The sequence below is a fragment of the Phycisphaerae bacterium genome (assembly GCA_035275405.1).
Lineage (GTDB): Bacteria > Planctomycetota > Phycisphaerae > UBA1845 > UTPLA1 > DATEMU01.
In genome coordinates this window covers 139,268-159,959 of record DATEMU010000004.1, presented here as the reverse complement: position 1 = coordinate 159,959, position 20,692 = coordinate 139,268, and the positions used below count along the sequence as shown (strand labels likewise).

Genomic DNA, 20,692 nt, shown 5'->3' with positions numbered 1-20,692 from the left:
CCCCCTTATCTTCCGCAGGGCAGGTTCGCGGCCGTACGGGAGGGGCTATGGCTGTAGAATTGTGGCATGATGGATCCAGGCCACTTCCCTGACTTGACTTGGGCCAGCGAGCGGCACCTGCGAGTTTCTTTCGGTACGGGAGATTCGGTGGCGACGCTGGCGCGCGTGCGTCAGGCCGTGGCAGCGCTCAAGAAAGCGCGCCCGCCCGGACTCCTCGATATTACGCCGGCCTATTCGACCATTCTGCTGGAGTTTGCATTGGGGGAGTTTGACGACCGGAAGGTCCTGGACGCTGTCCGCGCCGCTGTGGCGCATTCCGGAGACTTCCCCGTCCCAACATCGCGGCCCATCATCGAAATCCCCGTATGTTACGAACCGCCTTGCGCACCGGATGCGGAGGTCGTTGCCCGAATTCTCGGCATCGATGTTCCCGCCCTTGTCCGATTGCACACTCAGCCGCTCTACACCGTTGGATTCATCGGGTTCGCACCGGGGTTCGCCTATCTGAGCGGGCTGCCGAGTGAGTTGGCCACCCCGCGCCTGGCCACGCCGCGCGTTCGCGTACCGGTCGGCAGCGTCGGCATCGCAGAGCAGCAGACCGGCGTCTATCCCACGGCGACGGCCGGCGGCTGGCGGCTGATCGGCCGGACGCCGCTGGTGATGTTTGACGCCAAACGCGAGAGTCCGTCCCTGTTGTCTACTGGCGACCGCGTGCGTTTCAAAGCCATCCGCATGGCGGACTTCGACGCGCAAATGCGAGGCGATCGCGATCATGAGTAAGCCTGCTGTGATTCGGGTTATCGATCCGGGGATGCTCACGACCGTCCAGGATTTGGGACGAGTCGGATGGAGTGGAATCGGCGTGGGCCGCGGCGGTGCGGCGGACACGCTCTCGCTACGGGTCGGCAACCGGCTCGTGGGCAATGACGACGGCGCGGCGGCCTTTGAAATGACGCTGGTCGGCGGCACGTTTGAGTTTGAACGGGACGCGACCATTGTATTGAGCGGCGGCGCGGTTACCGCACAGATCATTGGACGGCGTGATAAACGCCCCGCGGCCGAGTGGAAGCCCTTCAAGATTCGCTCCGGAGAGAAGTTAGTGACCGGGCCGATCCGATCGGGCGTGCGCTCCTATTTGTGCGTGTCAGGGGGCATCGATGTTCCGCAACGACTCGGGAGTCGCTCCACCCATCTCGTCGGGGCATTCGGCGGCCTGAAAGGCCGGGCACTTCGTTCTGGCGACCTGCTGGAGGTGGGTGGCGAAACTGGACGCATCGGTGATTCGCACCTGGCTGCGGCGGCCCGCGCTTACTGCGAATCACGGCTGAGCCGGCGCAGCGTTCGAGCGGTCGATGGTCCTCATCTGAACACTTTCGACTTCCAGGCCATCGAGCGATTGTGGACTACTTCGTTCAAGGTCTCCGTGCAATCCGATCGCACCGGCATGCGGCTGAAAGGACGGCTTGGGCCTTCGACGTTGGGCGGGCGCATGCCGAGCGAGGGGATGATGCCCGGCGCCGTGCAGGTCCCGGCCTCCGGTGAGCCGATCGTGCTGATGGTCGATTACCCCACGACGGGCGGCTATCCGGTGATCGCCTGCGTCGCCGCTGTCGACCTCCCAGTGCTGGGCCAGGTCAGGCCGCGCCAGACGCTTCGGTTCGAGCGCGTGAGCCTTGCGGAGTCGCGGTCGCTGTTCGCGGAGCAGGAGCAGTCCCTCAATGCGGAGGTGCCGCCGCCATGAGCGAACGGCGCGCCGCCTATTGGTGGCAGGAGATCGACGGCCGCGCCTGGCGGGCACTGGGGGCGGCGGGCGCGGGCTGGATGCTGGACGCCATGGATGTGACGCTGTACGTCATTGCCCTCGGCGCGATCGGCGAGGAGTTTGATCTGACCAGGGCCCAATCGGGGGCCGTCGCCTCGGCAACGCTGGTGGCATCGGCGGTTGGCGGCATTGCCAGCGGAGTCCTGGCTGACCGGTTTGGGCGGGTCAGGATGCTGATGGTCTCGATGCTGACCTATTCGGTGTTTACTGCGATGACGGCCACTTCTCAAAGTCTGTCACAGCTCGTGTTCTGGCGGGTACTGGTGGGACTCGGGATGGGGGGCGAGTGGTCGGCGGGGGCGGTGTTGGTCGCGGAGACCTGCCCGGCCCGACATCGCGGAAAGGCCATCGGACTGATGCAATCGGGTTGGGCCATCGGCTACATCCTCGCCGCCACGCTCGGCGCGCTGATTCTTCCGGTATGGGGCTGGCGGGCGCTGTTCCTGGTCGGTCTCGCGCCTGCCTTTCTGACGATATGGGTTCGCCGCCATGTGCCCGAGCCACAAGTGTGGAGGGAGCGGGAGGTTTCCACCGAACGCGGCATGAGCCATGTCAGGTTGTTGCTGCGGCCGCCCCTTCGGTCGCGCGTTCTCATCGCCACCGCGACGACCGCCGCGCTGCTTTGTTCTTATTGGGGTTTGTTTACCTGGGTGCCGACCTATTTGGCGAGTCAGGATTCCGGCGGCGCCGGATTGGGGATCGTGAAATCAACGCGGTGGATCATCCCCATGCAGATCGGTGCGTTCATTGGATACATCAGTTTCGGATTTCTGGCGGATCGGCTGGGACGCCGACCCACGTTTATCGCCTTTGTTTTGGGAGCGGCGGCCATCGTGCCGATTTACGGAGCCAGCGCGCGAAGTGAACTAACGCTGATGATCCTGGGTCCTCTCGTAGGTTTTCTGGGACACGGGTACTTCAGCCTCTTCGGAGCGATGCTGGCGGAGTTGTTTCCATCCGCGGTGCGCGGCACGGCGCAGGGGTTCTGCTACAACGTGGGCCGTGCGGCCGGGGCGGTGGCACCCTGGGCGATCGGCGCGCTCGCGGACGAGCGCGGTCTGGGATTTGCATTGGCGGCCACGTCGGTGTTGTATGTGGTCGGAGCCGGACTGGTTCTGTTATTGCCGGAGACGCGCGGCCAGGAGATTGAATGACGGCAGCGACGATCGACCTCAACTGCGATCTGGGGGAGCGCGAGGATGCGGCCGGCATCGCCGCGGACCTTGCGCTGCTGGAGTGCGTCACCTCCGCCAATATTGCCTGTGGGGGCCACGCCGGGGACGAACGCAGCATGGTGCGCACGGTCGCCGCCGCCATGGAACGCGGAGTCGCCCTGGGCGCGCACCCCGGTTATCCGGATCGAGCGCATTTCGGCCGCGAGGCTTTCGCGATGGCCCTTGCGGAACTCGATGACGCGATGGCCGCTCAGGTGCAGGCGCTTCAGCGGATCGTTGTCCGGCTGGGCGGCGCGCTCACGCACGTGAAGTTGCATGGCGCGCTGTACCACGCGGCGATGCGGCAACCGGAAATTGCGGAAGCCGTAGCCCGGGGCATCGGGCGTCTGGACCAATCCGTGATCCTGGTCGGTTTGGCGGGTGCGCCGGCGCTCGAGGCCTGGCGAGCGATGGGATTCCGCGTCGCGGCGGAGGCGTTTGCCGACCGCTGTTATGAATCAGATGGTTCGTTGCGCGACCGCCAGGAGTTGGCTGCATTGATCGACGATCCCCAGGCGGCCGCAGCCCAGGCGGTCGGCATCGCCATGGCCTCCGGCCTTTTGGCCCGGGAAGGTGGATTTGTGAATATACAGGCGGAAACCATTGGCCTGCACAGTGACACGCCCCACGCGGTCGATATCGCGCGGGCCGTTCGCACGGCTCTCACCCATTCGGGAATACGCGTCGAGGCGCTACTTCGGTGACGCGTCACTTTTTCCGGGTTCCCTGTCGGTCCTCGCAGCCGCGCGCTGCATCGATTCTCTAATTCGCGGGTCGGCGTCCTCCAGTAGCCGTTCCACGACCCCCGGTGGACCGAGTTCTGGGTATGCAAGGACGATCTCTACCACGTAAAGCCGGACCCACCATTGAGGTTGACGGGAGAGCTTTTCCAATTCCTGGACGACCGCCACGTCCGCGGCGGTTCGCTCCACGAAGCCGTACTGACGTTTCCAGAGTAGTTCGGCGACGACATGTTCGGCCCAGAGGAGGGGCTTGATTTCCTCTGGTTTGCGGAGTTGACAGGCCCGGACCATGGTCTGAAGGGCGGTTCCCGGCTCCGATTCGTACATGAATTTCACCAGGGACGTCTGTGGCTCCCGGCCTGCCCGGACGTCCGCTTCGATCAGGGCCCGATAGGCGGAGAAGTCCGGCGGTCGCGTGGCGGAGCGATCCTCATAACCCCTGAGCAGGTCCTGCACCATCGCCGTGACGGTATCGTCGCGATTGTCCAACTGCGGCGCCAAGGCGTCCACGATCACCTCTTTGGGTGCACTGAGCCGGGACAATACCCTGCCCACGAACGCATGGGTTCGCGTATCCTGGTGATGCTGAGCGGCAAACCACAGGAGCTGGGGAATGAGCTTCTGCACGTCGCCCTCGCCCAGCGCCGGAAGTTGATCGGCCTGCACGTTGAACGACGATTTGTCCGGCGCGTTGAACAATTTCGAAAGGGCGACCTGGTAGGTGTCGTCCGGCGTGATTTCCACGGTGCGCGTATTGGTCGCCACGATCGGGGCCGCCGGATCGGATTTGGAGACCTGTGCCGTTGCCCCGAAGATCGCGAGCCCAAGAACGAACCCCAAAGACACGCTTCGCGAAGTCCCGCATGGACGCCGACCGGTGTTTCTTCCTGCCATGACCTGCTCCTCTAACTACGGCGTCAGCCGGGTTGCGATGCCCATTTCGATGAAGTCGCGGACCTGCGAATAATCGTCGACGACGTAGTGCGTCGCACCGACGCCCCAAAAGATCGTTTCCACATTCAGGCCGGACGGACCCGGATCGGAATTCGGCACCGGTCCCCCATCGAGAAAGAAGTCGCTGAAGGTGCCGACCTGATAGTGATTGGCGTGATAGCCGGTGCTGGGCGGGCGGCGCAGCTCCTGGGAGACGTCAATATCCGAGTCATTCTCGACCGCATCCACGTAGGAGGTGGCCACGATCTCGAACACGCCGATGCCGGGCCGGTTATTGTCCAACCGCTCGGAAAGGTCGTAGGTCGAACCACCCCCGTGGCTGTAGCCGTAAATGGACACCTCATCGATCAGGCGATCGGCGACCGCGGTGACTACTTCATTGTAGACCGCGCCATTCCCATCGGCGGAGACGTTGTCCTCGTCATAGATATGGACGTCGTAACCCTGCTCGTAAAGCGCGGTCGCCACGACGAAGGTGCCGTGGTTTGGATCGACCGGGACCGAGGGAACCTGACCTTCACCGCCCAGCGACATGACGATGCTCCGGAAGGTGTGGAAGCGGAGCGTGTCCAACGAATAGGCGCCGGAGAGTGGTTCGAGATGCAGCTCGCCGTCGCCGTGCGCAGCGGCGGCCCTTTCCACCCAGATGGACAGAGACGTTCCGCCGCCGCCCAGCACCAGGGCATCCGTCCGATCATTCGTGAAAGGGATTTCCGAACCGGAGAGTTTGGTTCGCGTGGTCCATGCGGAGAGTGCGGAATTGGTCCGCCGCAAAGCGAGAGAGATTCCGGGCTGGTCGTTCTCGATCAACAGCTCGATCAAGTCATCCTCGCCCGCCGGATCGCTGTCACCCGGGGCGTTGATGCGAATACCCGGCCCGGCGGCGGCATCTTCTTCGTCTGCCTCGGCAACGGCTGTCTTCGCGAACGGGAAATACCCCGCGCCGTGCTGCGGCCGGTACGCCGTCACGGAGCCAAAGTCGCAGGGGTTCGGATCACAGGAACTGTCCGGTCCCATCCAGACTCCCGCACAACCGGCCTGCAGGGTCACGATGCAGGCGTCCGTGCCGGTGCAACACGCCCCCATCGAGGGCGGAGGACCCAGCAGGCAGTCGATGAAAGGCTGGACGTCGCGTCCATCAAAGGTGCCGTTGTTGTCCACGTCACCCGCGCAGGACGAACACCCTGACGTCTCCTGCACCAGGGCATCCACGAAGGGCGGGATGTCGAGAATATCGAGGAACGAATCGCAGTTCGCGTCGCAGGGCTCGCACGGCCCGGCGGTCATCGAAGCGCCGACAAGAAGGGAGATTGCAACGCTCGGTGTGGGCATGCCGATAAGCGCGACCAGAAGGAGGCCGGCAATCAGGACGAAACGGCGGCGATGGATTCCCCGCTCCAACTTTGGATTTTGTCGATCGATCATCGCCCCCTCCAGGCAGTCGGCAAGGGTGTAATAGACCACAACTCAAGGGTGCGGGTCAATGGCCGGCAAGAGCGGCGTCGAAGAATGCGATCAGGACGCGTCCCCCGATGATTAGACGTGAGCGGTGGAGCCGAATGGCGGCAAGCCGGAGTTCCTCGTAGACTTCGACCGCCTTGCGAGAATACGCCGCCACCCTCCGAGTTTGTTCACCATGCGTCGTCGATGTGAACCGGAAATGATGGATGACCCCCAGGTGGATCCGCGCGCGCATCGGGCGGCGCTTGCCGCGCTGCGCCGGTCGAACCGTCTGCTGCAATTCGATGCTCATCTGGCGCGTGCGGTTGCCGAGGTCGCTCCCGGCGACGGCGCGCGGATCGTCGAATTGGGGACCGGAGGCGGGGGCCTGCTCGAAGCCCTGAGATTCCGATTCAACGGGTCGCCGCGACCTCCCCTCCTGATCGGGACGGATCGCTCGCCATTTGCGCTGACCGACGCCAGGGCGTATCTCGCCGCGGTACAGTCTGCAAGATTTGTCGCTGGGGACGCAATGCGGCTACCGTTCGCCGATCGGTCGCTCGACGTCGTGGTCTGCTCGCTCTTACTCCATCATTTCGATTCCGACGGTGCGATTCGATTTCTTCAGGAAGCCGCCCGTGTCGCCTGCCGCGCAGTGATCGTCGGCGATCTGAATCGCAACCGGCTCGCATGGGCAATGACCTGGCTGTTCACGCGGCTCACCAGCCGCTCGCGGATATTTCACGTGGACGGACCGCGTTCCGTCCGTGCCGCCTACCGTCCGGAGGAGGTGCGCGCGCTGACGAACGCCGCGGGTCTGCGGATGGCGACGGTGCAGCCGAGTTTCCCGTTCCGGTGGATCATGATCTGGCAACGAGAGCAACCCTGATGAACGCTTCCTCGCAATCCGATGTCGTGGTCGTCGGCGCCGGGCCGGCGGGTTCGGCGGCGGCGATCCTGCTCGCCCGGGCGGGGGTCGCGGTAACGGTCTACGAACGGGCGATATTTCCGCGGCGCAAGGTGTGCGGAGGTTGTCTATCGGGCGATGCGGTTAATCTGCTGGATGAACTGCTCGGCGGGGAGGATTTTGAACTGGGCACACGCGTGACGCGCATCACATTTGAAATCGGGCGTCACTCGTTTGGGACTTCCGGTGGCCAATGCCGGATCATTCCGCGTGAAATCCTGGACACGCAATTGGCGGCCGCCGCAGCAAAAGCGGGCGCCAACTTGCGCTGGGGGCTTCGCGCCGAACTCGAGCCGGTGTGCGCTGATCGGTTGGGGATAAGCGCGGGCGGCCAATCCCTGCGACCAAGGTGGATACTTTGGGCGACGGGGCTGAATGCGATAAAGGATGAGTCCTACAGACCAAAAGCGTGCAACAGAGCCTTGATCGGGCACGCCTGGTCGGTCGTTCCGCGCGAGGCGGATCTTCGATGCGGCGACGTCTGTCCGCCGATCGGGGGCGTCAGCATGCACTGGCTGCAAGGCGGTTACGTGGGATTGGCCACGGTCTCGGACGATAAGTGCCTGATCGCCTCGGCAGTTGACGCAACTTTACTTCGTGGCGGGAAGCCATGGGTAGCATTACAGTCAGCCAATACGGACGCCCGCATCCTCCACGGCATCCATCCGCCTTCCTCACCGCAATTACTGGGAATAGCGGGGTTCCCTCTTCGACCGAGATGCGTGGGGCGCGGAAACCTCCTCTTCCTCGGCGATGCCGCAGGCTTCGAAGAGCCGTTCAGCGGCGAGGGGATCGGACAGGCCTTGCGGAGCGGCATGGCCGCAGCGCATGCTGTGCTCGCCGGCGGGTCCAACGATGACGTGGCGCGCAATTATTCGGAACAACTTCGTGACCATCGGCGAATTCGCCGCCGAACGCGCTGGCTCGGCAGCCTGCTCCGGAGCCGGGCCGCGTTCGCTTTGGCAAGACTACCCCTACCGGTCCCCGGTACACTCATCGAGCGAGTGTTAATGGGCGTGCACGTCAAACCTGGAAAGCAGGGGATACGTCCTCTCGCGCAGGGAGTCTGATGGCGACTTACATCCACGCACTCGCCACGGCCGTGCCCGAAGCCGCGTTGACCACGCAGAACGCAGCCAAGCTACTCGCGGACATTTGCCCGGATGCCCGCACCGCTCGGCTCATGGCTAAACTGCTCCCGCACACCGGCATCGAGCGCCGACACCTGGCCGCATTGGAGACCCAGGCGAGTCTCGACGAACCTGACGGTCTCTATCGCCGCGCGGTCGACCAGCTGCGAGGTCCCGGCATGCACGCGCGTTCGCAGGCCTTTGACGAGGCGTCGAATCGGCTGGTCGCGCGATTGCTTCGCCCGATGGCGTCGGAGGAACTTTCCGCGGTGGCGAGCCTGATTACCGTATGTTGCACGCACGCCTCCTCGCCGGGCCTGGAGCAGGCGGTGTTCAAGGGTACGACCGTTCCCCATGGCGTCGAACGGTGGAATCTCGGTTTCATGGGTTGTTCGGCGGCCCTGGCGGCGATGCGACTCGCGCATCGGAACATCGCCGTGCCGGCGCTTGCGGTGGCGTGCGAGCTTTCATCGCTGCACTTTCAATATTCGGCCGATCTGGAGCAATTGACGGCCAACCTGCTCTTTGCGGATGGCGCCGCGGCGGTGCTGATGCACGAGCGCCCCTCGCCGATTCGAATCGTCCAGGCTCGTTGTCTGGCGATTCCCGCCTTTGCGGAACAGATGGTCTGGAGGGCGGGGGATTTCGGTCTGCGCCTGTCGTTGTCGCCCGAGTTGTCAGCGACGCTGGCCGCGCACCTGCCCGACACGGTTCGGAGCTTTCTGGCAGAGGCGCGGCTGACGGCGGCGCAGATCGATCACTGGCTGGTTCATCCGGGCGGACCTCAAATACTCGATGCGGTGAACTCGGCGCTTGAACTTCCCGGAGGAGCGTTGACCCTTTCACGCCGGGTCCTGCGCCATTACGGAAACATGTCGTCGCCAACGATTCTGTTCATCCTGCGCGCCGCATTGGAGGCCGGCATGGTGGGACGATTCCAGTTGCTGGCGTTCGGCCCCGGATTGACCATCGAAATGATGCTCGTCGAGATTGACGGACCCGCGACAGAGATTCTCCGCGGCCCATTCATCATGGAGTCGCTTCGTTAGGCGGCACGGCGCACCGCCCGCAGAAATAATGCGGCCGGTCCGATCGAATGCTTCGATCAAAGACCGGCCGCTGCTTCCGTCGGGAGGTACTGGCTTCGTGTTTCTACGCGTTACAGCGAATCATGGGCCACACCGGCGGTCGTTCCGGCGTCGTTGGCCTTAAACGTGCCAGTGGTCGCATCGTAGTACCACGCTTTGTTCGTCGCCGCCGCGGTATTGGTAACGTCGTTGCCCGTGCCGCCGACCGTGAACGGATTCGTCGGAATCCGCTGGAGGTACGGCCCGTACTTGCCCGTGGCGTTGACCGTGCCGTCGGCGTCGGTCTTCTTGGTCATCTGGTCAGAAAAAGTCGCCTGTCCCGGATAGCTCCCATTGTGCTGGAGCTTGTAGAGGTCGATCTGGCCGCGGATCGTCTGCAGGTTGGTGGCCAGGGAACTCATGCGGGCATCGGCGGTAGAGTCGGTGAACTGTGGGATGACTACGGCCGCGAGAATGCCGAGAATGATCACGACGATCAACAATTCGACGAGGGTAAAGGCGCTGCGTCTCATTATTCACATCCTCCGGAAGCGATGAACTTTTTTTTCGCCGGTGCATCCGTAGAGCCGGCTGCACCCCGTCCTGGTCGATTACGCCGGCGGGCCCCTAACGAGCCCGTGGGCGGATTCCTGACTGTGTATCGAATCGGCCCGGGCCGCTTACTTCTTAATTAACGACAATACGATATGTCGCGTCTGCCCGTTGGAAACTCGGAACGAGGCCCACCGAAGGTCCTATACCCCGATGTCTTCGTTCCAAAGTTCGGGACGGGCGCGGATAAAGTCGCGCATCATGGCGATGCAGCTGGGATCATCCAGAACGACGAGTTCGACGCCGCGCTGGCGCACGTAGCTTTCCGGTCCCTGAAATGTTCGATTCTCGCCGATAACAATCCTGGGAATTTTGTAAAGCAGGGCCGTCCCGCTGCACATGTCGCAGGGGGAGAGCGTGGAATAAAGGACCGACCGCTGGTAATCACGCGCGGTCAGGCGGCCGGCGTTCTCCAGGCAGTCCATCTCGGCGTGGAGAATCGCGCTGCCCTTTTGCACGCGGCGGTTATGCCCGCGTCCGACAATCTTCCCATCGATGACCAGCACGGAACCGATGGGGATGCCTCCCTCGGCGAGGCCGAGCTTTGCTTCGTCGATCGCTGCCTGCATGAATGGGTCCATTGCGATTCTCCCAGGGGCGGCGGTGCTACATCCGATAAATGATAAAGCCCGCGATGTGATTTCCCAATCCGGAAACTTTGGCTTCGTTGTCACGGACCCATGCCATCGTTAGGCTTACCGCCTCTTGGTGAGGGTTGATTGTCGAAATCCGCAAGGAAATGGCTGTCCCGATTCCTCAAACTCGCCGTCTGTGCGGGGGCATTGTGGTATTTGAGCGACAAAGTCACGTGGAACGATCGAGTTCGACTGCGCTCCAATCCCGATGAGACGCTCCGCCTCATCGCCGTCACCGGCGATGTCCTTCGCGTCGCCGACGAGTCCGGACGCGAGCGCGAGGTGCTGAGATCGGAACTGGCGACGACCGACCAACTCGGCAAAGGCGAGCGAGACATTGAACTTGGCCTGAAGAGCATTGTCCGGGGGGCCGACTGGAACTGGGGGTTCTGGGCCATCCTCACCCTGGGCCCTACCGCCTTCATCATGGCGTGGCGGTTGCAGATTCTCCTCGCGACTCAAGAAATACACCTCTCCTATCGGGACTGCCTGCTCCTCACCTTCGCCGGCAATTTTTTCAACTTCGCCATGCCCGGCACGACCGGCGGCGATATTTACAAGGCCTATCACATTGCCAAACGGACGCATCGGCGGACCGAGGGCATCACCATCGTCCTTCTCGATCGCGCCGTTGGCCTCATCAGCTTCCTCATCCTCGCGGCGGCGACGATTCTCGCGTCGTGGCGGTCGTCGATGATCGGCGGATACGGTCAGGCCGTCGGTTACCTGCTCGTTGCATTCATTGTCGGTGGCTGCCTGTTTTTCTCGCGGCGGTTCCGCCGGCTGATTCGCTACGACACGCTGCTGACGAAACTACCGCTGGCGGACAAGATTCGGCGCATCGACGAAACGACGTTCAGCTTCCGCTATCACCATGCCCAGGCGGCGTTCGCGCTGGCGACGACGATCGTCAGCCATTTTTGCATTGTCACGTCGGTCTATTGCACGGCGCACGCGCTCGGAATTCATCCGACGGGCGGTCAGACAGAGGCCATGCTCTATTGGACGTGCCTGCTGTCGGCGGTGGTGGGGTATCTGTTCGCCTCCGTGCCGATCACGTTTCAAGGATTTGGTCTATTGGAGGCCGTGTTCTATAAGGTCATGGTGGAGGGCGGCTGGTGTACCGCCTCGCAGATGCTGGCGCTGACGCTGTCCATGCGCCTGATCCAGATACTGTGGTCGCTTCCCGGCGTGCTGGTTCCGTGGCTGGGCTTCCGCCGTCCGCCGGAGGCGGAGTTGACGGCGGTGGCAGAAGGCCAGGGAGTGGAGGCCCGGTTTGGAGCGGATACAACCGGGAATTGAACGGACACTAATAAACCGGATGCGGAGGCGGCACGCGCGCACGCTGTGACCCGCCGTTACCGGGCGGCGGGGCGGGGGTTGGGGCCGATGGCGGGGAGAGAAAAGCGAAACGTCATGCCGCGGTCGGCGTTGGCGGTGGCCCAGAGGCGACCGCCGTGGGATTCGATGATGGACTTGCTGATGGACAGGCCCAGGCCCATGCCGTCGGACTTAGTGGTGAAGAAGGGTTGGAAGAGCCGGTCGGCGACAGCGGGGGAGACGCCGGGACCGGTGTCGCAGACGGCGACTTCGATGGTCCCGCGTTCGCCGAGATGGGTGGACACGACGATTCGGCGCGGCGCGGTGTGCGGTTCGTGAAGGGCCTGGCAGGCATTGCGCAACAGGTTCAGAAGTACCTGCTCGATTTGGATGACGTCAATTTCAATCCTTTGAAGGCCGTCGGCCAGCTCGAGATCGATGGTCAGACCGGACTGCAACGCCTCCGGAGCAAGAAAGGCGACGGCTTCGCGAACCACATCGTTGATATTCGCCTTTGAGGGCTGCGACTCCTGCTTACGGATAAAGTTTCTCAGACGGCGGATGACTTCGCTGGCGTGCTGGGCCTCCAGCGCCACCTGATTGAGGATCTCCTTAAACCCGGCGGGGGCGTCGGCGCCGGATTGAATCCGGCGCAGGCACCCCTTGGCGTAATTGGCGATGCTGGTGAGCGGCTGGTTGATTTCGTGGGCCAGCCCCGCGGCCATCTCGCCCATCGTCGAGAGGCGCAGGACGTGGGCGAGCTGCTCCTGATGCTGGCGGGCGCGTTCTTCGGTCAGTTTCCGCTCGGTGAGATCGCGGACGGCGGTGACATGGGCGATCAGGCCCTGGTAAGGAACTTCCTTTCCCCGGACCTCGATGGGAAACGTGGAACCGTCGCGGCGAACTCCGAGGGTTTCGTAGGGTTTGTCTCCGGCCCCATGACTTTTGTTTCCCAGAGCGGCGGCCTCTCCGGTCAATGAGGCGGGCACCACCAGCTCGGACTTGATCTTGCCGATTAATTCGCGGCGGTCGTAACCGAACATCCGCGCGAGGATTTCGTTGGCATCGAGAATCGTGCCGCCTTCGTGGATCGCAATGCCCTCGGACGTCGCCTCGGCGAGCTGGCGGAAACGATCCTCGCTTTCGCGCAGGGCCTGACCGGCCCGTTTGAGTTCGGTCATATCGAAGACCGTGGAGCGGGTCATCACGAAGGCGCCGTCGTTGTCGCGGACGGCGGTGGCGTTCAGTACGACGGGGAGAGGTGAGCCGTCTTTTCGCAGCAGCTCGAATTCGATATTACGCACGAATCCTGCATCGATCAGCCGGGAGAAGCTCGCCGAAAAAATGTGTCGGGATATCGGGACCATGAGTTCAACGAAGCGTTTGACGCCGACGACCTCTTCGCGGCGGTAGCCGAGCCAATTGAGTTCGGTGTCGTTCATGCGGATGACCAGGCCGTCGGCGTCAAGGGAGTGGTATCCGCAGGGGGCGTGATTGTAGAGGTCGCTGATTTGCTCGGCGGAGCGCCGCAGAGCGTTTTCCGCTTCTTTTCTGGAGGTGATGTCGCGGGCGATGGCTTGCACGATGGACCGTCCGTGAAATGGACAGACCGCCGCGGAAATTTCAATAGGAAGCTCGGTGCCGTCGGCGCGAATCATCACGGTTTCATAGCTGGGCAAGACGCCGCCGTCGACCATGAGCTTTGCGATCCGCTCGCGAACAATCGGATGGCGCGCCAGCGGGATAAAGTCCCAGATGGGACGCCCGACAAGATCCGACGATCGTTCGAAACCGTACAGCGCGGCGGCCTGGTCGTTGGCAAAGAGAAACCGCTCACCATCGTGGAGGAAGATGGCGTCGGGGGCGCGGCTGAGAACGACGCGAAGGCGTTCCTCGCTCTCGTTAAGTTCTTGTTCGGCGATGCGGCGCTGCTCGATCTCGACCCGAAGTCGCTGGTTGGCGTTTTCAAGATCGGCCGTGCGGTCCTTGACGCGCTGCTCGAGGTTCTCGTGCGCGCGGCGCAGCGCGATTTCCGCCCGCTTTCGCTCGGTAATGTCAACAAAGGTGGCGACCACGCCGCGCGACTGGCCGGCTTCGCCGATCAGCGGCTGGGTGTTGATGGACAGCCACGCCACGTCGCCGCCCGCCCTGGGCAGGCCCATGACGACGTTGAAGCAGGGCTGACCGGTCGCGAGGGTCACGACGACCGGAAAGGCCTCGGGGGAAAAGACGCTTCCGTCCTCGTGAATCGCGCCCCAGCGGGAGTCTTTGACGGCCCGTCCGATGATGCCTTTGGCGGAGAGTCCGAGGATCCGCTCGGCGGAGGCGTTGCAAAAGTAGATCATCCCGATCGCGTCGGTCAGAACGATGCCCTCGGCCATCGCCGCAACGACCGAGCGATAGCGCTCCTCGGTCTCGCGAAGGGCGCGATCCGCGTATTTGTGCTCGGTGATGTCAACGCACGAGCCGATGTAGCCGAGAAATCGGTCGTCCGAATCGTGGAGGGGAACGCCGGTATCGAGCAGCCACCGAAAAACGCCGTCGTGGCGGCGGAGGCGATACTCGATATGAAACGTCCGGCGCCGGCGCACGGCGTCCAGGTAGGTGTCCATGCACGATCGGACGTCGTCGGGGTGGACGCAATCCGCCCAACCATCGCCGAGTTCCTGTTCGAGGGTGCGCCCGGTAAAGCTCAACCAGGGCCGGTTCAAGTAGATACTCTTGGCGTCGGGAGCGGCGACCCAGATGAGGGCGGGGACGAGATCGAGGATTCGATGAAAATCCGGCGATTCGAGAAACCCGGCGGGAAAATCCGCCCGGAAAGAGTGGTCCGACCGGCCGATGGTCTCGGGCGAGATGGGGACGGGTGGGCCCGGCACAACGTGTGCACCCTTCTTCGCCGGCCTCATGACGAAATCCTCCCAACGCCCGAGATAACATTGTATCCCGGGTCGATCGAGGGACCAAGGCGAGCCGGGGCGTCAGCGCGAGCGGCGTATGACGCCGATGAGGACGCCCTGGATATCGACCTGCGTCGTGTAGATCGGCTCGTAGCGTTCGTTGGCGGGCTGGAGGCGGATGCGGTGCTTTTCGCGGAAAAACCGCTTGAGCGTGGCCTCGCCGTTCTCCAACAGGGCGACGACGATCTCGCCGTTGTTGGCGGTGGAGCGCTTTTCGATCACGACGTAGTCGCCGTCGGCGATCTGGTCGTTGATCATGCTGTCGCCCTTCACCTCAAGAACGTAGGCCCCGTAGCGCGAGAAAAAAATCTCTTCGAGGTCGACGACCTCGGGATTTTCGATGGCCTCGATCGGCGAGCCGGCGGCGATGCGGCCGACGAGCTTCAGGCAGCTCGGACGGTCATCGGGCAGCTCCAGATGGTCAGCCAATTGCAAAGAGCGAGCCTTGTGCTTGTCGCGCCGGAGCAGTCCGCGCCCTTCGAGGATGGAGAGGTGCTCGAAGACGGTCACCTTGGAGATGTCGAACTCGGCGGCGATCTCGTCGTAGGTCGGGGAAAAGCCATGTCTGTGGGTGTAGTCCCGGACGAAGGTCAGGATCTCGGCTTGGCGCGGGGTCGCGGGGCGGGTCTGTTTCGAGCGACCGCGCGGGGGGGGCGGGCGGCGGGCACGTCTGGGCCGTCCCTTGCTGTAATACAACGACATGGCGACTCTCCTTCTTGGACGGCCACGGCCGGCCGGCGAGTCCCTCCGGCCCGAGGATGAGTAAGGGCCAGTCGGACTCGTCGCCGGTCAGGGCGGTCACATGGGCGGCCGGGTGGGGCGATGCGGCAAGATCGTCCCACGCGGGCGCGGACTCGACGCTTCGCCGAGCCACCATGCTCGGCGACGGCGCACAACGAACCGCAGGCCGCCCCGGCGTCCAATCGACGCGATATGCGCCGCCGGGGCCGAAACGGCAGAGCGCCCCATCGACCGGCACAGGCCTCCCCTCCCGGGGCTCGACGGCCGCGACCCGGATAGGGGCGCGGGAAATCGAGAAGAGCCGGCCAAAAAGGCCGCGAATCGTTGCCGCCACGGCAAGCATATCCTAACTTCGACCGAACGTCAACCCTAACAGGAGGCGAATTTTTAGGAATGCGGAATTCGGAATGCGGAAAAAAAAAGGCCCCGATGGGGTCAGTCGGTGGGTATTGGTTTCGAGGACGGCGTACGGCGGATTTTGGTCCAGATTCCCGCGGCGCCGGCCTGAGCCCCGAGTCCCCAGGGGCCCCGCAGAGAAAAGTCGCCCACCGTTGCGGTCAGGACGGACTTTTTGTTAACCGATACTTTGACCTCTCCGGGAGAAATCACCAGGCGAAAGGCGATGTCCTTGTTCAACTCCACGCCGGGGGCCTTCGCCGTCGCCAAGTTCTCCCACTCGTCTTTGCCCGTGCGATACCGAAAGACCGTGACGCCGTACCCTGCGACGAAGGCGACGGAAACGAATCCCTCATCCGAGCGGCCGAGATAGAAGTTCATCTGTTGCTTGGTGCCGGGCAGGATTCGCACATGGCCGGATATCTTGTATTGATCCTGGCCGACCGGCGCGAACCGCCAGGCAACCGCGTTTGTCTCGGGAAAGGCAAGTTGGTACCACTGCTTTCTTGACGTATCGAGCGACCGATACTCTTCGTCCCATTCGGGCTTCAAGCCCCGGATGAACTCGGCGAATTCGTCGTCGAGGCCGATGAACTCATCTTCCAGCTTGGCGAACTTGGCCGAAGGCTTGGAACTCGAGGAATCGGAAGACTCCTTTAGGATTCGCAACATTTTCCGAATCAACTTGCTGCCCGAGCCCGGCCGCGGCCCTTCCTCCAGGAATCGGAAGAGCAGCCAGCGCAGCCCGTAACGCGCCGTTGGGGAAAGTGCATCAAGTTCACGATGCATAATTTCGCGAATCTTGGGGAGCTTGCCGTCCTTCAAAAGCCGGGCCGTTATGCAGACATAACGGCATGTTAACGGGTCCATTTCCGGACCGGCGCTCCAAGCGATCTCGACTAGCACCTTCTCATCGATGTAGGACGCGGCCCCATCTTTGATCCAGCGTGGCAGCTCGCGGTAGTTCAGGCCCAGCGAATGCCCAACAAGATGAAAAGCCTCGTGCGCAATGAGCCGGCGCGTCATTACGGGAAGACCGATCATTCGTAATGTCTCACGGGTGCACGGCGGCTGTATTAAGACATGGGCGGTTTTTGAATCCCCATGAGTAAATGCCAAGTTGCTTTTGAAACGGCCTCCGGTGAGATCTTGTTCGGCACTCTCATATTCTTCAATCGATTCATAAAGATGAAGCGACGATGGCTCCCCCTTGGACGTCGGGACTTCGCCGAGCATTTTCTCAGCGACCTTCCACGCCGCTTCGAGGGTGGCCTCGGAGTCCTTTTGGATCTTGGGATTCGACGGGTGACAGAGGACTTGGCATTTGTGCCAAGCGGGGCTTTTCGCGCCCGCTTTCGGAGACTCGCAACTCATTAAGCAAGCGGGACAAGCCAAAATGCACGCCAGACCATTCATGATCATACCGGTATCCTCACGTCGGCTTCCCGACAGATCGGCTACTAATTTCGCTTAATGCCTCGGCGGCCTTGCGGCGGTCCATGAGAAACGTCACGCGGGCCATCTGGTCGGGGCCGATCAGTTTGAGGAGGGTGTCCTTGGCGTCGCGGAGGCCCGTTCGGCGGGAAACGTGGTGCAACACAAAATGCGGGCCGTCGAGGCGGTGAATGATCCGGGCCACGTCGCGGACGTGGAGGTGGTAGCCGTCACGGGCGCGGTGGATGTGGTCGGCTTCGAAGAAGGAGCACTCCAGGATCACGACCTTGGCCTTGGTGACGACCTCCTGATCGATCCAGGGACCCTCCGCCGTGTCGCCGCAGAAGGTGACGAGCGGGACTTCGATGATCTGCTCAATCTGAATGCCCTGCTTCTTCAGCGCGACCAGCTCCGGGCCGGTCTTGGCGGCAAACTCCGGGCGGAGCTTGTGGCGGACGGCGACGACGCTGTAGCCCAGCGAGGCCACGCGGTGGTTCACGTCGAAGGCGCGGGCGACGAGGCCCCGCCGGATATCGAACTTGTCACCTGCTGCCATTCCGATGATCCGCGCCGGCGACTCATGGCCTTCGATCCGGGCCCAGACCTTGAGCAGATCGCGGATCGGCTGCACGAGCGGATGCGGGGCGAGGACGCAGCCGGGGGCATTGCCGACGAAATTTCGTTGGCTGAAGTAATAGGCCAGGCCAGCGGCGTGATCCATGTGGCCATGGGAAAGGAGAACGTGGTCGATGGCCAGCATCTCCGCCGGGGCGTTGCCGACATCGAAGCAGACGTTGAGTTCGGGCGCGGCGATGACCGTCTCCTCGCCGGCGACGCTGTAGCCGAGGAGGCGGAGGTTCTCGATAAAGTGTTCGACGAGTCGTGCCATTTAACGCCGCCCGCTATCACATAGACTCACGTCTTCGGCCAAGTCTAGTCGTGCCGGGACGGACTGTCGAAACATCGAGACAGGGCGTGGGACTTCTGCGCAGCCGTTTTTTGTGGTAAGGGAAAGTCCATGAACCCGGCCCGAAAGCGCCTCCTCCTGGGCGGCGGATTGATTCTCGTCGTGACAGCGATCGCCTACGTCCCTGCCCTGCGCGGCGATTTCATCTGGGACGACGACGCCTACGTTACCCTCAACACTACGCTCACCTCGCTCAAGGGCCTATGGCGAATATGGACCAAGTTTGAGGCCACGCCGCAGTATTACCCGCTGGTCTTCACGACGTTCTGGGTCGAGCGGCACATCTGGGGCCTGAATCCCCTTGGCTACCACGTCGTCAACCTGCTGCTTCATATTGGCAGCGCGATTTTCCTGTGGCGGATCCTCCTGCGTCTGAAGGTGCCCGGCGCTTATCTTGCGGCGCTGATCTTCGCCCTTCACCCGGTTCACGTGGAGTCCGTCGCCTGGATCACGGAGCGGAAGAACGTCCTATCCGGCCTCTTATATTTCTGCTCCGCCGCATGTTATCTCCGGTTTTCCCATCTTCCGGACGAAAAAATCCCGCTACGACCGGCGTGGAAATGGTATGCACCGGCCCTCCTGCTTTTTTGCGGGGCGCTGCTGAGCAAGACCGTAACGGCGTCGCTTCCGGCGGCGATCTTGCTTGTCCTTTGGTGGAAGCGTGACCGGCTGGTGCTGCGGGATGTGCTGCCGCTGGTTCCGTTTTTCGCCCTCGGCCTGGTGATGGGGCTGACGACGGCATGGCTCGAACGCCATCACGTCGGGGCGGCGAAGGTCCAATGGGGCTTATCGTCCATCGACCGAATCCTGATCGCCGGTCGGGCGGTGTGGTTCTATGTCGGCAAGCTACTCTGGCCGCATCCGTTGATCTTCACCTATCCGCGCTGGCGAATCGATTCGAGCGAGGCGTGGCAGTACGCATTTCCGATTGCGGCGCTGGTCGTGGTGGCCGCGCTTTGGGCGCTGCGAAAGCGCGTCGGCAAGGGGCCGCTCGTCGCCGCGCTGTTTTTCGGCGGGACGCTTTTGCCTGCGTTGGGGTTCTTCGATGTCTTTCCGATGATCTTCTCCTTCGTGGCCGACCATTTTCAGTACCTCGCCAGCATCGGACCGATCGTTCTGATTTCCGCATTGCTCGCGGGGCGCTTGGGAATCCGCTCGGCGGCGGTTCGTTTGGCGGGCGCCGGTTGCCTCCTGCTGCCGCTCGGGATCCTGACGTGGCGCCAGGGTTACGTCTATCGCGATCTCGAAACGCTGTGGCGGGACACGATCAAAAAGAACGACAGCTCTTGGATGGCGCACAACAATCTCGGCGTGGTCCTTAACGAGACCGATCGAGTGGACGAAGCCGCCCGTTCTTTTGAGCGCGCGATCGAACTCAATCCCCTTGGCCCACCAGGCTACATTGGCCTGGTCGATTCGCGGATCCGACAGAATCGTCTCGACGAGGCCGCCGATTTTCTCGAAAAGGCGCGCCAGTTGGACCCCAGTCTGGCCATGGTCCAGTTCTGGCTCGGCGTGATCGCGGATAAGCGAAATAATACGGACAAGGCCATCGAACATTACCGTCACGCCCTGGAATCCAAGCCGGACCTGCCGGACGCCCATAACAACCTGGCTGTACTCCTGGAGCAGCGCGGGGAGGTCGATGCCGCACTGGCCCATTACAAGTCGGCTTTGGAAGGGTTCGACGTCAAGCACAAGGAGCCGAGAATGGCCCTCGTGCATTACAACATCGCCGCGATGCTGGAAGCCAGCGGCAATAAGGACGAGGCCGTCGAGCATTACTGGCGAGCGGTCACGTTGAAGCCGGAATATGGAGAGGCGCACTTGAAGCTGGCAAATCTCCTCTTCGCCCGACGCAAGTACGCGCTCGCCGTGCAGCATTACGAGCAGGCGATCCTTCGCCTGCCGTCCCATCCCCAGGCCCATTACAACTACGGCGTCGCCCTGTCCAACCTCAATCGGTTCCACGAGTCGGCCGCGCAATTCTCCGAGGCCCTGCGGATCAAGCCGGACTACCTGGAGGCGAAATTTGGATTGGCGCGTCTTGAGGAAGTGCGGGGCCGTACGGATGAAGCGCTTCGCGCCTATGAGGCCATCCTTCGCGACCATCCCGATCACGCTGCGGCCCGGCAGAGGAAAAACGCGCTGCGCACCGAACAGATGAACCATCGCGCGGGTACGCAGCCCGCTCAGACCCCGTGATTACCTTGGCATCCAGAACAATTCACAGGGCTCCATCACGAAGGACGGCATTTTTCGCTTGACACCCCGGTTATAGGGCCTTAAC

Annotated in this window: 17 protein-coding genes; 9 read left to right on the top strand and 8 right to left on the bottom strand. The window is 62.8% G+C overall.

Annotation, left to right across the window (positions count from 1 at the left end; genetic code table 11):
• Nucleotides 1-66: 66 nt before the first annotated feature.
• From pxpB to VJZ71_07590, 4 genes are read left to right on the top strand one after another with little or no spacing between them, the layout of a single operon-like run.
• The gene (pxpB, locus tag VJZ71_07605) at nt 67-780 is read left to right on the top strand and encodes a 5-oxoprolinase subunit PxpB (GenBank protein ID HKQ47916.1); all 714 of its coding nucleotides are present in this window, start codon (nt 67-69) and stop codon (nt 778-780) included.
• Nucleotides 773-1,741 carry a biotin-dependent carboxyltransferase family protein gene (locus VJZ71_07600; GenBank protein HKQ47915.1) on the top strand — a complete coding sequence of 323 codons (969 nt, stop codon included), beginning with the start codon at nt 773-775 and terminating at the stop codon, nt 1,739-1,741. The genes pxpB and VJZ71_07600 overlap by 8 nt, the downstream gene beginning before the upstream one ends.
• Nucleotides 1,738-2,976 (top strand): MFS transporter, encoded by a 1,239-nt coding sequence (locus tag VJZ71_07595; GenBank protein ID HKQ47914.1) that lies wholly within the window; start codon nt 1,738-1,740, stop codon nt 2,974-2,976. The genes VJZ71_07600 and VJZ71_07595 overlap by 4 nt, the downstream gene beginning before the upstream one ends.
• The gene (locus VJZ71_07590) at nt 2,973-3,740 is read left to right on the top strand and encodes a 5-oxoprolinase subunit PxpA (GenBank protein HKQ47913.1); all 768 of its coding nucleotides are present in this window, start codon (nt 2,973-2,975) and stop codon (nt 3,738-3,740) included. The genes VJZ71_07595 and VJZ71_07590 overlap by 4 nt, the downstream gene beginning before the upstream one ends.
• On the opposite strand, the gene VJZ71_07585 is transcribed toward VJZ71_07590, so the two are convergent.
• Both VJZ71_07585 and VJZ71_07580 read right to left on the bottom strand, forming a co-directional pair.
• Entirely contained in the window at nt 3,729-4,673 is a 945-nt protein-coding gene (locus tag VJZ71_07585; GenBank protein ID HKQ47912.1) for a hypothetical protein, read from the bottom strand. The genes VJZ71_07590 and VJZ71_07585 overlap by 12 nt on opposite strands.
• Before the next feature lie 15 nt (nt 4,674-4,688).
• The gene (locus VJZ71_07580) at nt 4,689-6,158 is read right to left on the bottom strand and encodes a hypothetical protein (protein ID HKQ47911.1); all 1,470 of its coding nucleotides are present in this window, start codon (nt 6,156-6,158) and stop codon (nt 4,689-4,691) included.
• 211 nt (nt 6,159-6,369) lie between these two features.
• On the opposite strand from VJZ71_07580, the gene VJZ71_07575 reads away from it, so the two are divergent.
• The 3 genes from VJZ71_07575 to VJZ71_07565 are packed head-to-tail and all read left to right on the top strand — an operon-like array spanning nt 6,370 to nt 9,319.
• Nucleotides 6,370-7,062, top strand: coding sequence for a methyltransferase domain-containing protein (locus tag VJZ71_07575; protein HKQ47910.1), 693 nt, complete (start codon nt 6,370-6,372; stop codon nt 7,060-7,062).
• A complete protein-coding gene (locus VJZ71_07570; protein HKQ47909.1) occupies nt 7,062-8,210 on the top strand; it encodes an FAD-dependent monooxygenase in 1,149 nt (382 codons plus the stop codon). The genes VJZ71_07575 and VJZ71_07570 overlap by 1 nt, the downstream gene beginning before the upstream one ends.
• Nucleotides 8,210-9,319, top strand: a complete 1,110-nt coding sequence (locus VJZ71_07565) for a 3-oxoacyl-[acyl-carrier-protein] synthase III C-terminal domain-containing protein (protein ID HKQ47908.1) — start codon at nt 8,210-8,212, stop codon at nt 9,317-9,319. The genes VJZ71_07570 and VJZ71_07565 overlap by 1 nt, the downstream gene beginning before the upstream one ends.
• Nucleotides 9,320-9,429: 110 nt before the next feature.
• Here VJZ71_07565 and VJZ71_07560 read toward each other — a convergent pair whose 3' ends face one another.
• Both VJZ71_07560 and VJZ71_07555 read right to left on the bottom strand, forming a co-directional pair.
• Nucleotides 9,430-9,870 (bottom strand): prepilin-type N-terminal cleavage/methylation domain-containing protein, encoded by a 441-nt coding sequence (locus VJZ71_07560; GenBank protein ID HKQ47907.1) that lies wholly within the window; start codon nt 9,868-9,870, stop codon nt 9,430-9,432.
• Between the two features lie 222 nt (nt 9,871-10,092).
• A complete protein-coding gene (locus tag VJZ71_07555; protein HKQ47906.1) occupies nt 10,093-10,530 on the bottom strand; it encodes a nucleoside deaminase in 438 nt (145 codons plus the stop codon).
• 138 nt (nt 10,531-10,668) lie between these two features.
• Here VJZ71_07555 and VJZ71_07550 point away from each other — a divergent pair, with 138 nt between their 5' ends.
• Nucleotides 10,669-11,886 carry a lysylphosphatidylglycerol synthase transmembrane domain-containing protein gene (locus VJZ71_07550; GenBank protein ID HKQ47905.1) on the top strand — a complete coding sequence of 406 codons (1,218 nt, stop codon included), beginning with the start codon at nt 10,669-10,671 and terminating at the stop codon, nt 11,884-11,886.
• Between the two features lie 56 nt (nt 11,887-11,942).
• On the opposite strand, the gene VJZ71_07545 is transcribed toward VJZ71_07550, so the two are convergent.
• The 4 genes from VJZ71_07545 to VJZ71_07530 form a co-directional block, all read right to left on the bottom strand.
• A complete protein-coding gene (locus VJZ71_07545; GenBank protein HKQ47904.1) occupies nt 11,943-14,813 on the bottom strand; it encodes a PAS domain S-box protein in 2,871 nt (956 codons plus the stop codon).
• A 72-nt stretch (nt 14,814-14,885) separates the two neighbouring features.
• Complete coding sequence (gene lexA, locus VJZ71_07540; GenBank protein ID HKQ47903.1) at nt 14,886-15,566, bottom strand: transcriptional repressor LexA; 681 nt, start codon at nt 15,564-15,566, stop codon at nt 14,886-14,888.
• A gap of 474 nt (nt 15,567-16,040) precedes the next feature.
• Nucleotides 16,041-17,045, bottom strand: a complete 1,005-nt coding sequence (locus tag VJZ71_07535) for a hypothetical protein (GenBank protein HKQ47902.1) — start codon at nt 17,043-17,045, stop codon at nt 16,041-16,043.
• A 388-nt stretch (nt 17,046-17,433) separates the two neighbouring features.
• Nucleotides 17,434-18,324 (bottom strand): MBL fold metallo-hydrolase, encoded by an 891-nt coding sequence (locus VJZ71_07530; GenBank protein HKQ47901.1) that lies wholly within the window; start codon nt 18,322-18,324, stop codon nt 17,434-17,436.
• A gap of 129 nt (nt 18,325-18,453) precedes the next feature.
• On the opposite strand from VJZ71_07530, the gene VJZ71_07525 reads away from it, so the two are divergent.
• Nucleotides 18,454-20,607 carry a tetratricopeptide repeat protein gene (locus VJZ71_07525; GenBank protein HKQ47900.1) on the top strand — a complete coding sequence of 718 codons (2,154 nt, stop codon included), beginning with the start codon at nt 18,454-18,456 and terminating at the stop codon, nt 20,605-20,607.
• Nucleotides 20,608-20,692: the final 85 nt, after the last annotated feature.

Coding starts and splice junctions, on each gene's coding strand:
- pxpB (HKQ47916.1), top strand. CDS start 67: ATGATGGATCCAGGCCACTTCCCTGACTTGACTTGGGCCAGCGAGCGG.
- VJZ71_07600 (HKQ47915.1), top strand. CDS start 773: ATGAGTAAGCCTGCTGTGATTCGGGTTATCGATCCGGGGATGCTCACG.
- VJZ71_07595 (HKQ47914.1), top strand. CDS start 1,738: ATGAGCGAACGGCGCGCCGCCTATTGGTGGCAGGAGATCGACGGCCGC.
- VJZ71_07590 (HKQ47913.1), top strand. CDS start 2,973: ATGACGGCAGCGACGATCGACCTCAACTGCGATCTGGGGGAGCGCGAG.
- VJZ71_07585 (HKQ47912.1), bottom strand. CDS start 4,673: ATGGCAGGAAGAAACACCGGTCGGCGTCCATGCGGGACTTCGCGAAGC.
- VJZ71_07580 (HKQ47911.1), bottom strand. CDS start 6,158: ATGATCGATCGACAAAATCCAAAGTTGGAGCGGGGAATCCATCGCCGC.
- VJZ71_07575 (HKQ47910.1), top strand. CDS start 6,370: ATGCGTCGTCGATGTGAACCGGAAATGATGGATGACCCCCAGGTGGAT.
- VJZ71_07570 (HKQ47909.1), top strand. CDS start 7,062: ATGAACGCTTCCTCGCAATCCGATGTCGTGGTCGTCGGCGCCGGGCCG.
- VJZ71_07565 (HKQ47908.1), top strand. CDS start 8,210: ATGGCGACTTACATCCACGCACTCGCCACGGCCGTGCCCGAAGCCGCG.
- VJZ71_07560 (HKQ47907.1), bottom strand. CDS start 9,870: ATGAGACGCAGCGCCTTTACCCTCGTCGAATTGTTGATCGTCGTGATC.
- VJZ71_07555 (HKQ47906.1), bottom strand. CDS start 10,530: ATGGACCCATTCATGCAGGCAGCGATCGACGAAGCAAAGCTCGGCCTC.
- VJZ71_07545 (HKQ47904.1), bottom strand. CDS start 14,813: ATGAGGCCGGCGAAGAAGGGTGCACACGTTGTGCCGGGCCCACCCGTC.
- lexA (HKQ47903.1), bottom strand. CDS start 15,566: ATGTCGTTGTATTACAGCAAGGGACGGCCCAGACGTGCCCGCCGCCCG.
- VJZ71_07535 (HKQ47902.1), bottom strand. CDS start 17,045: ATGATCGGTCTTCCCGTAATGACGCGCCGGCTCATTGCGCACGAGGCT.
- VJZ71_07530 (HKQ47901.1), bottom strand. CDS start 18,324: ATGGCACGACTCGTCGAACACTTTATCGAGAACCTCCGCCTCCTCGGC.
- VJZ71_07525 (HKQ47900.1), top strand. CDS start 18,454: ATGAACCCGGCCCGAAAGCGCCTCCTCCTGGGCGGCGGATTGATTCTC.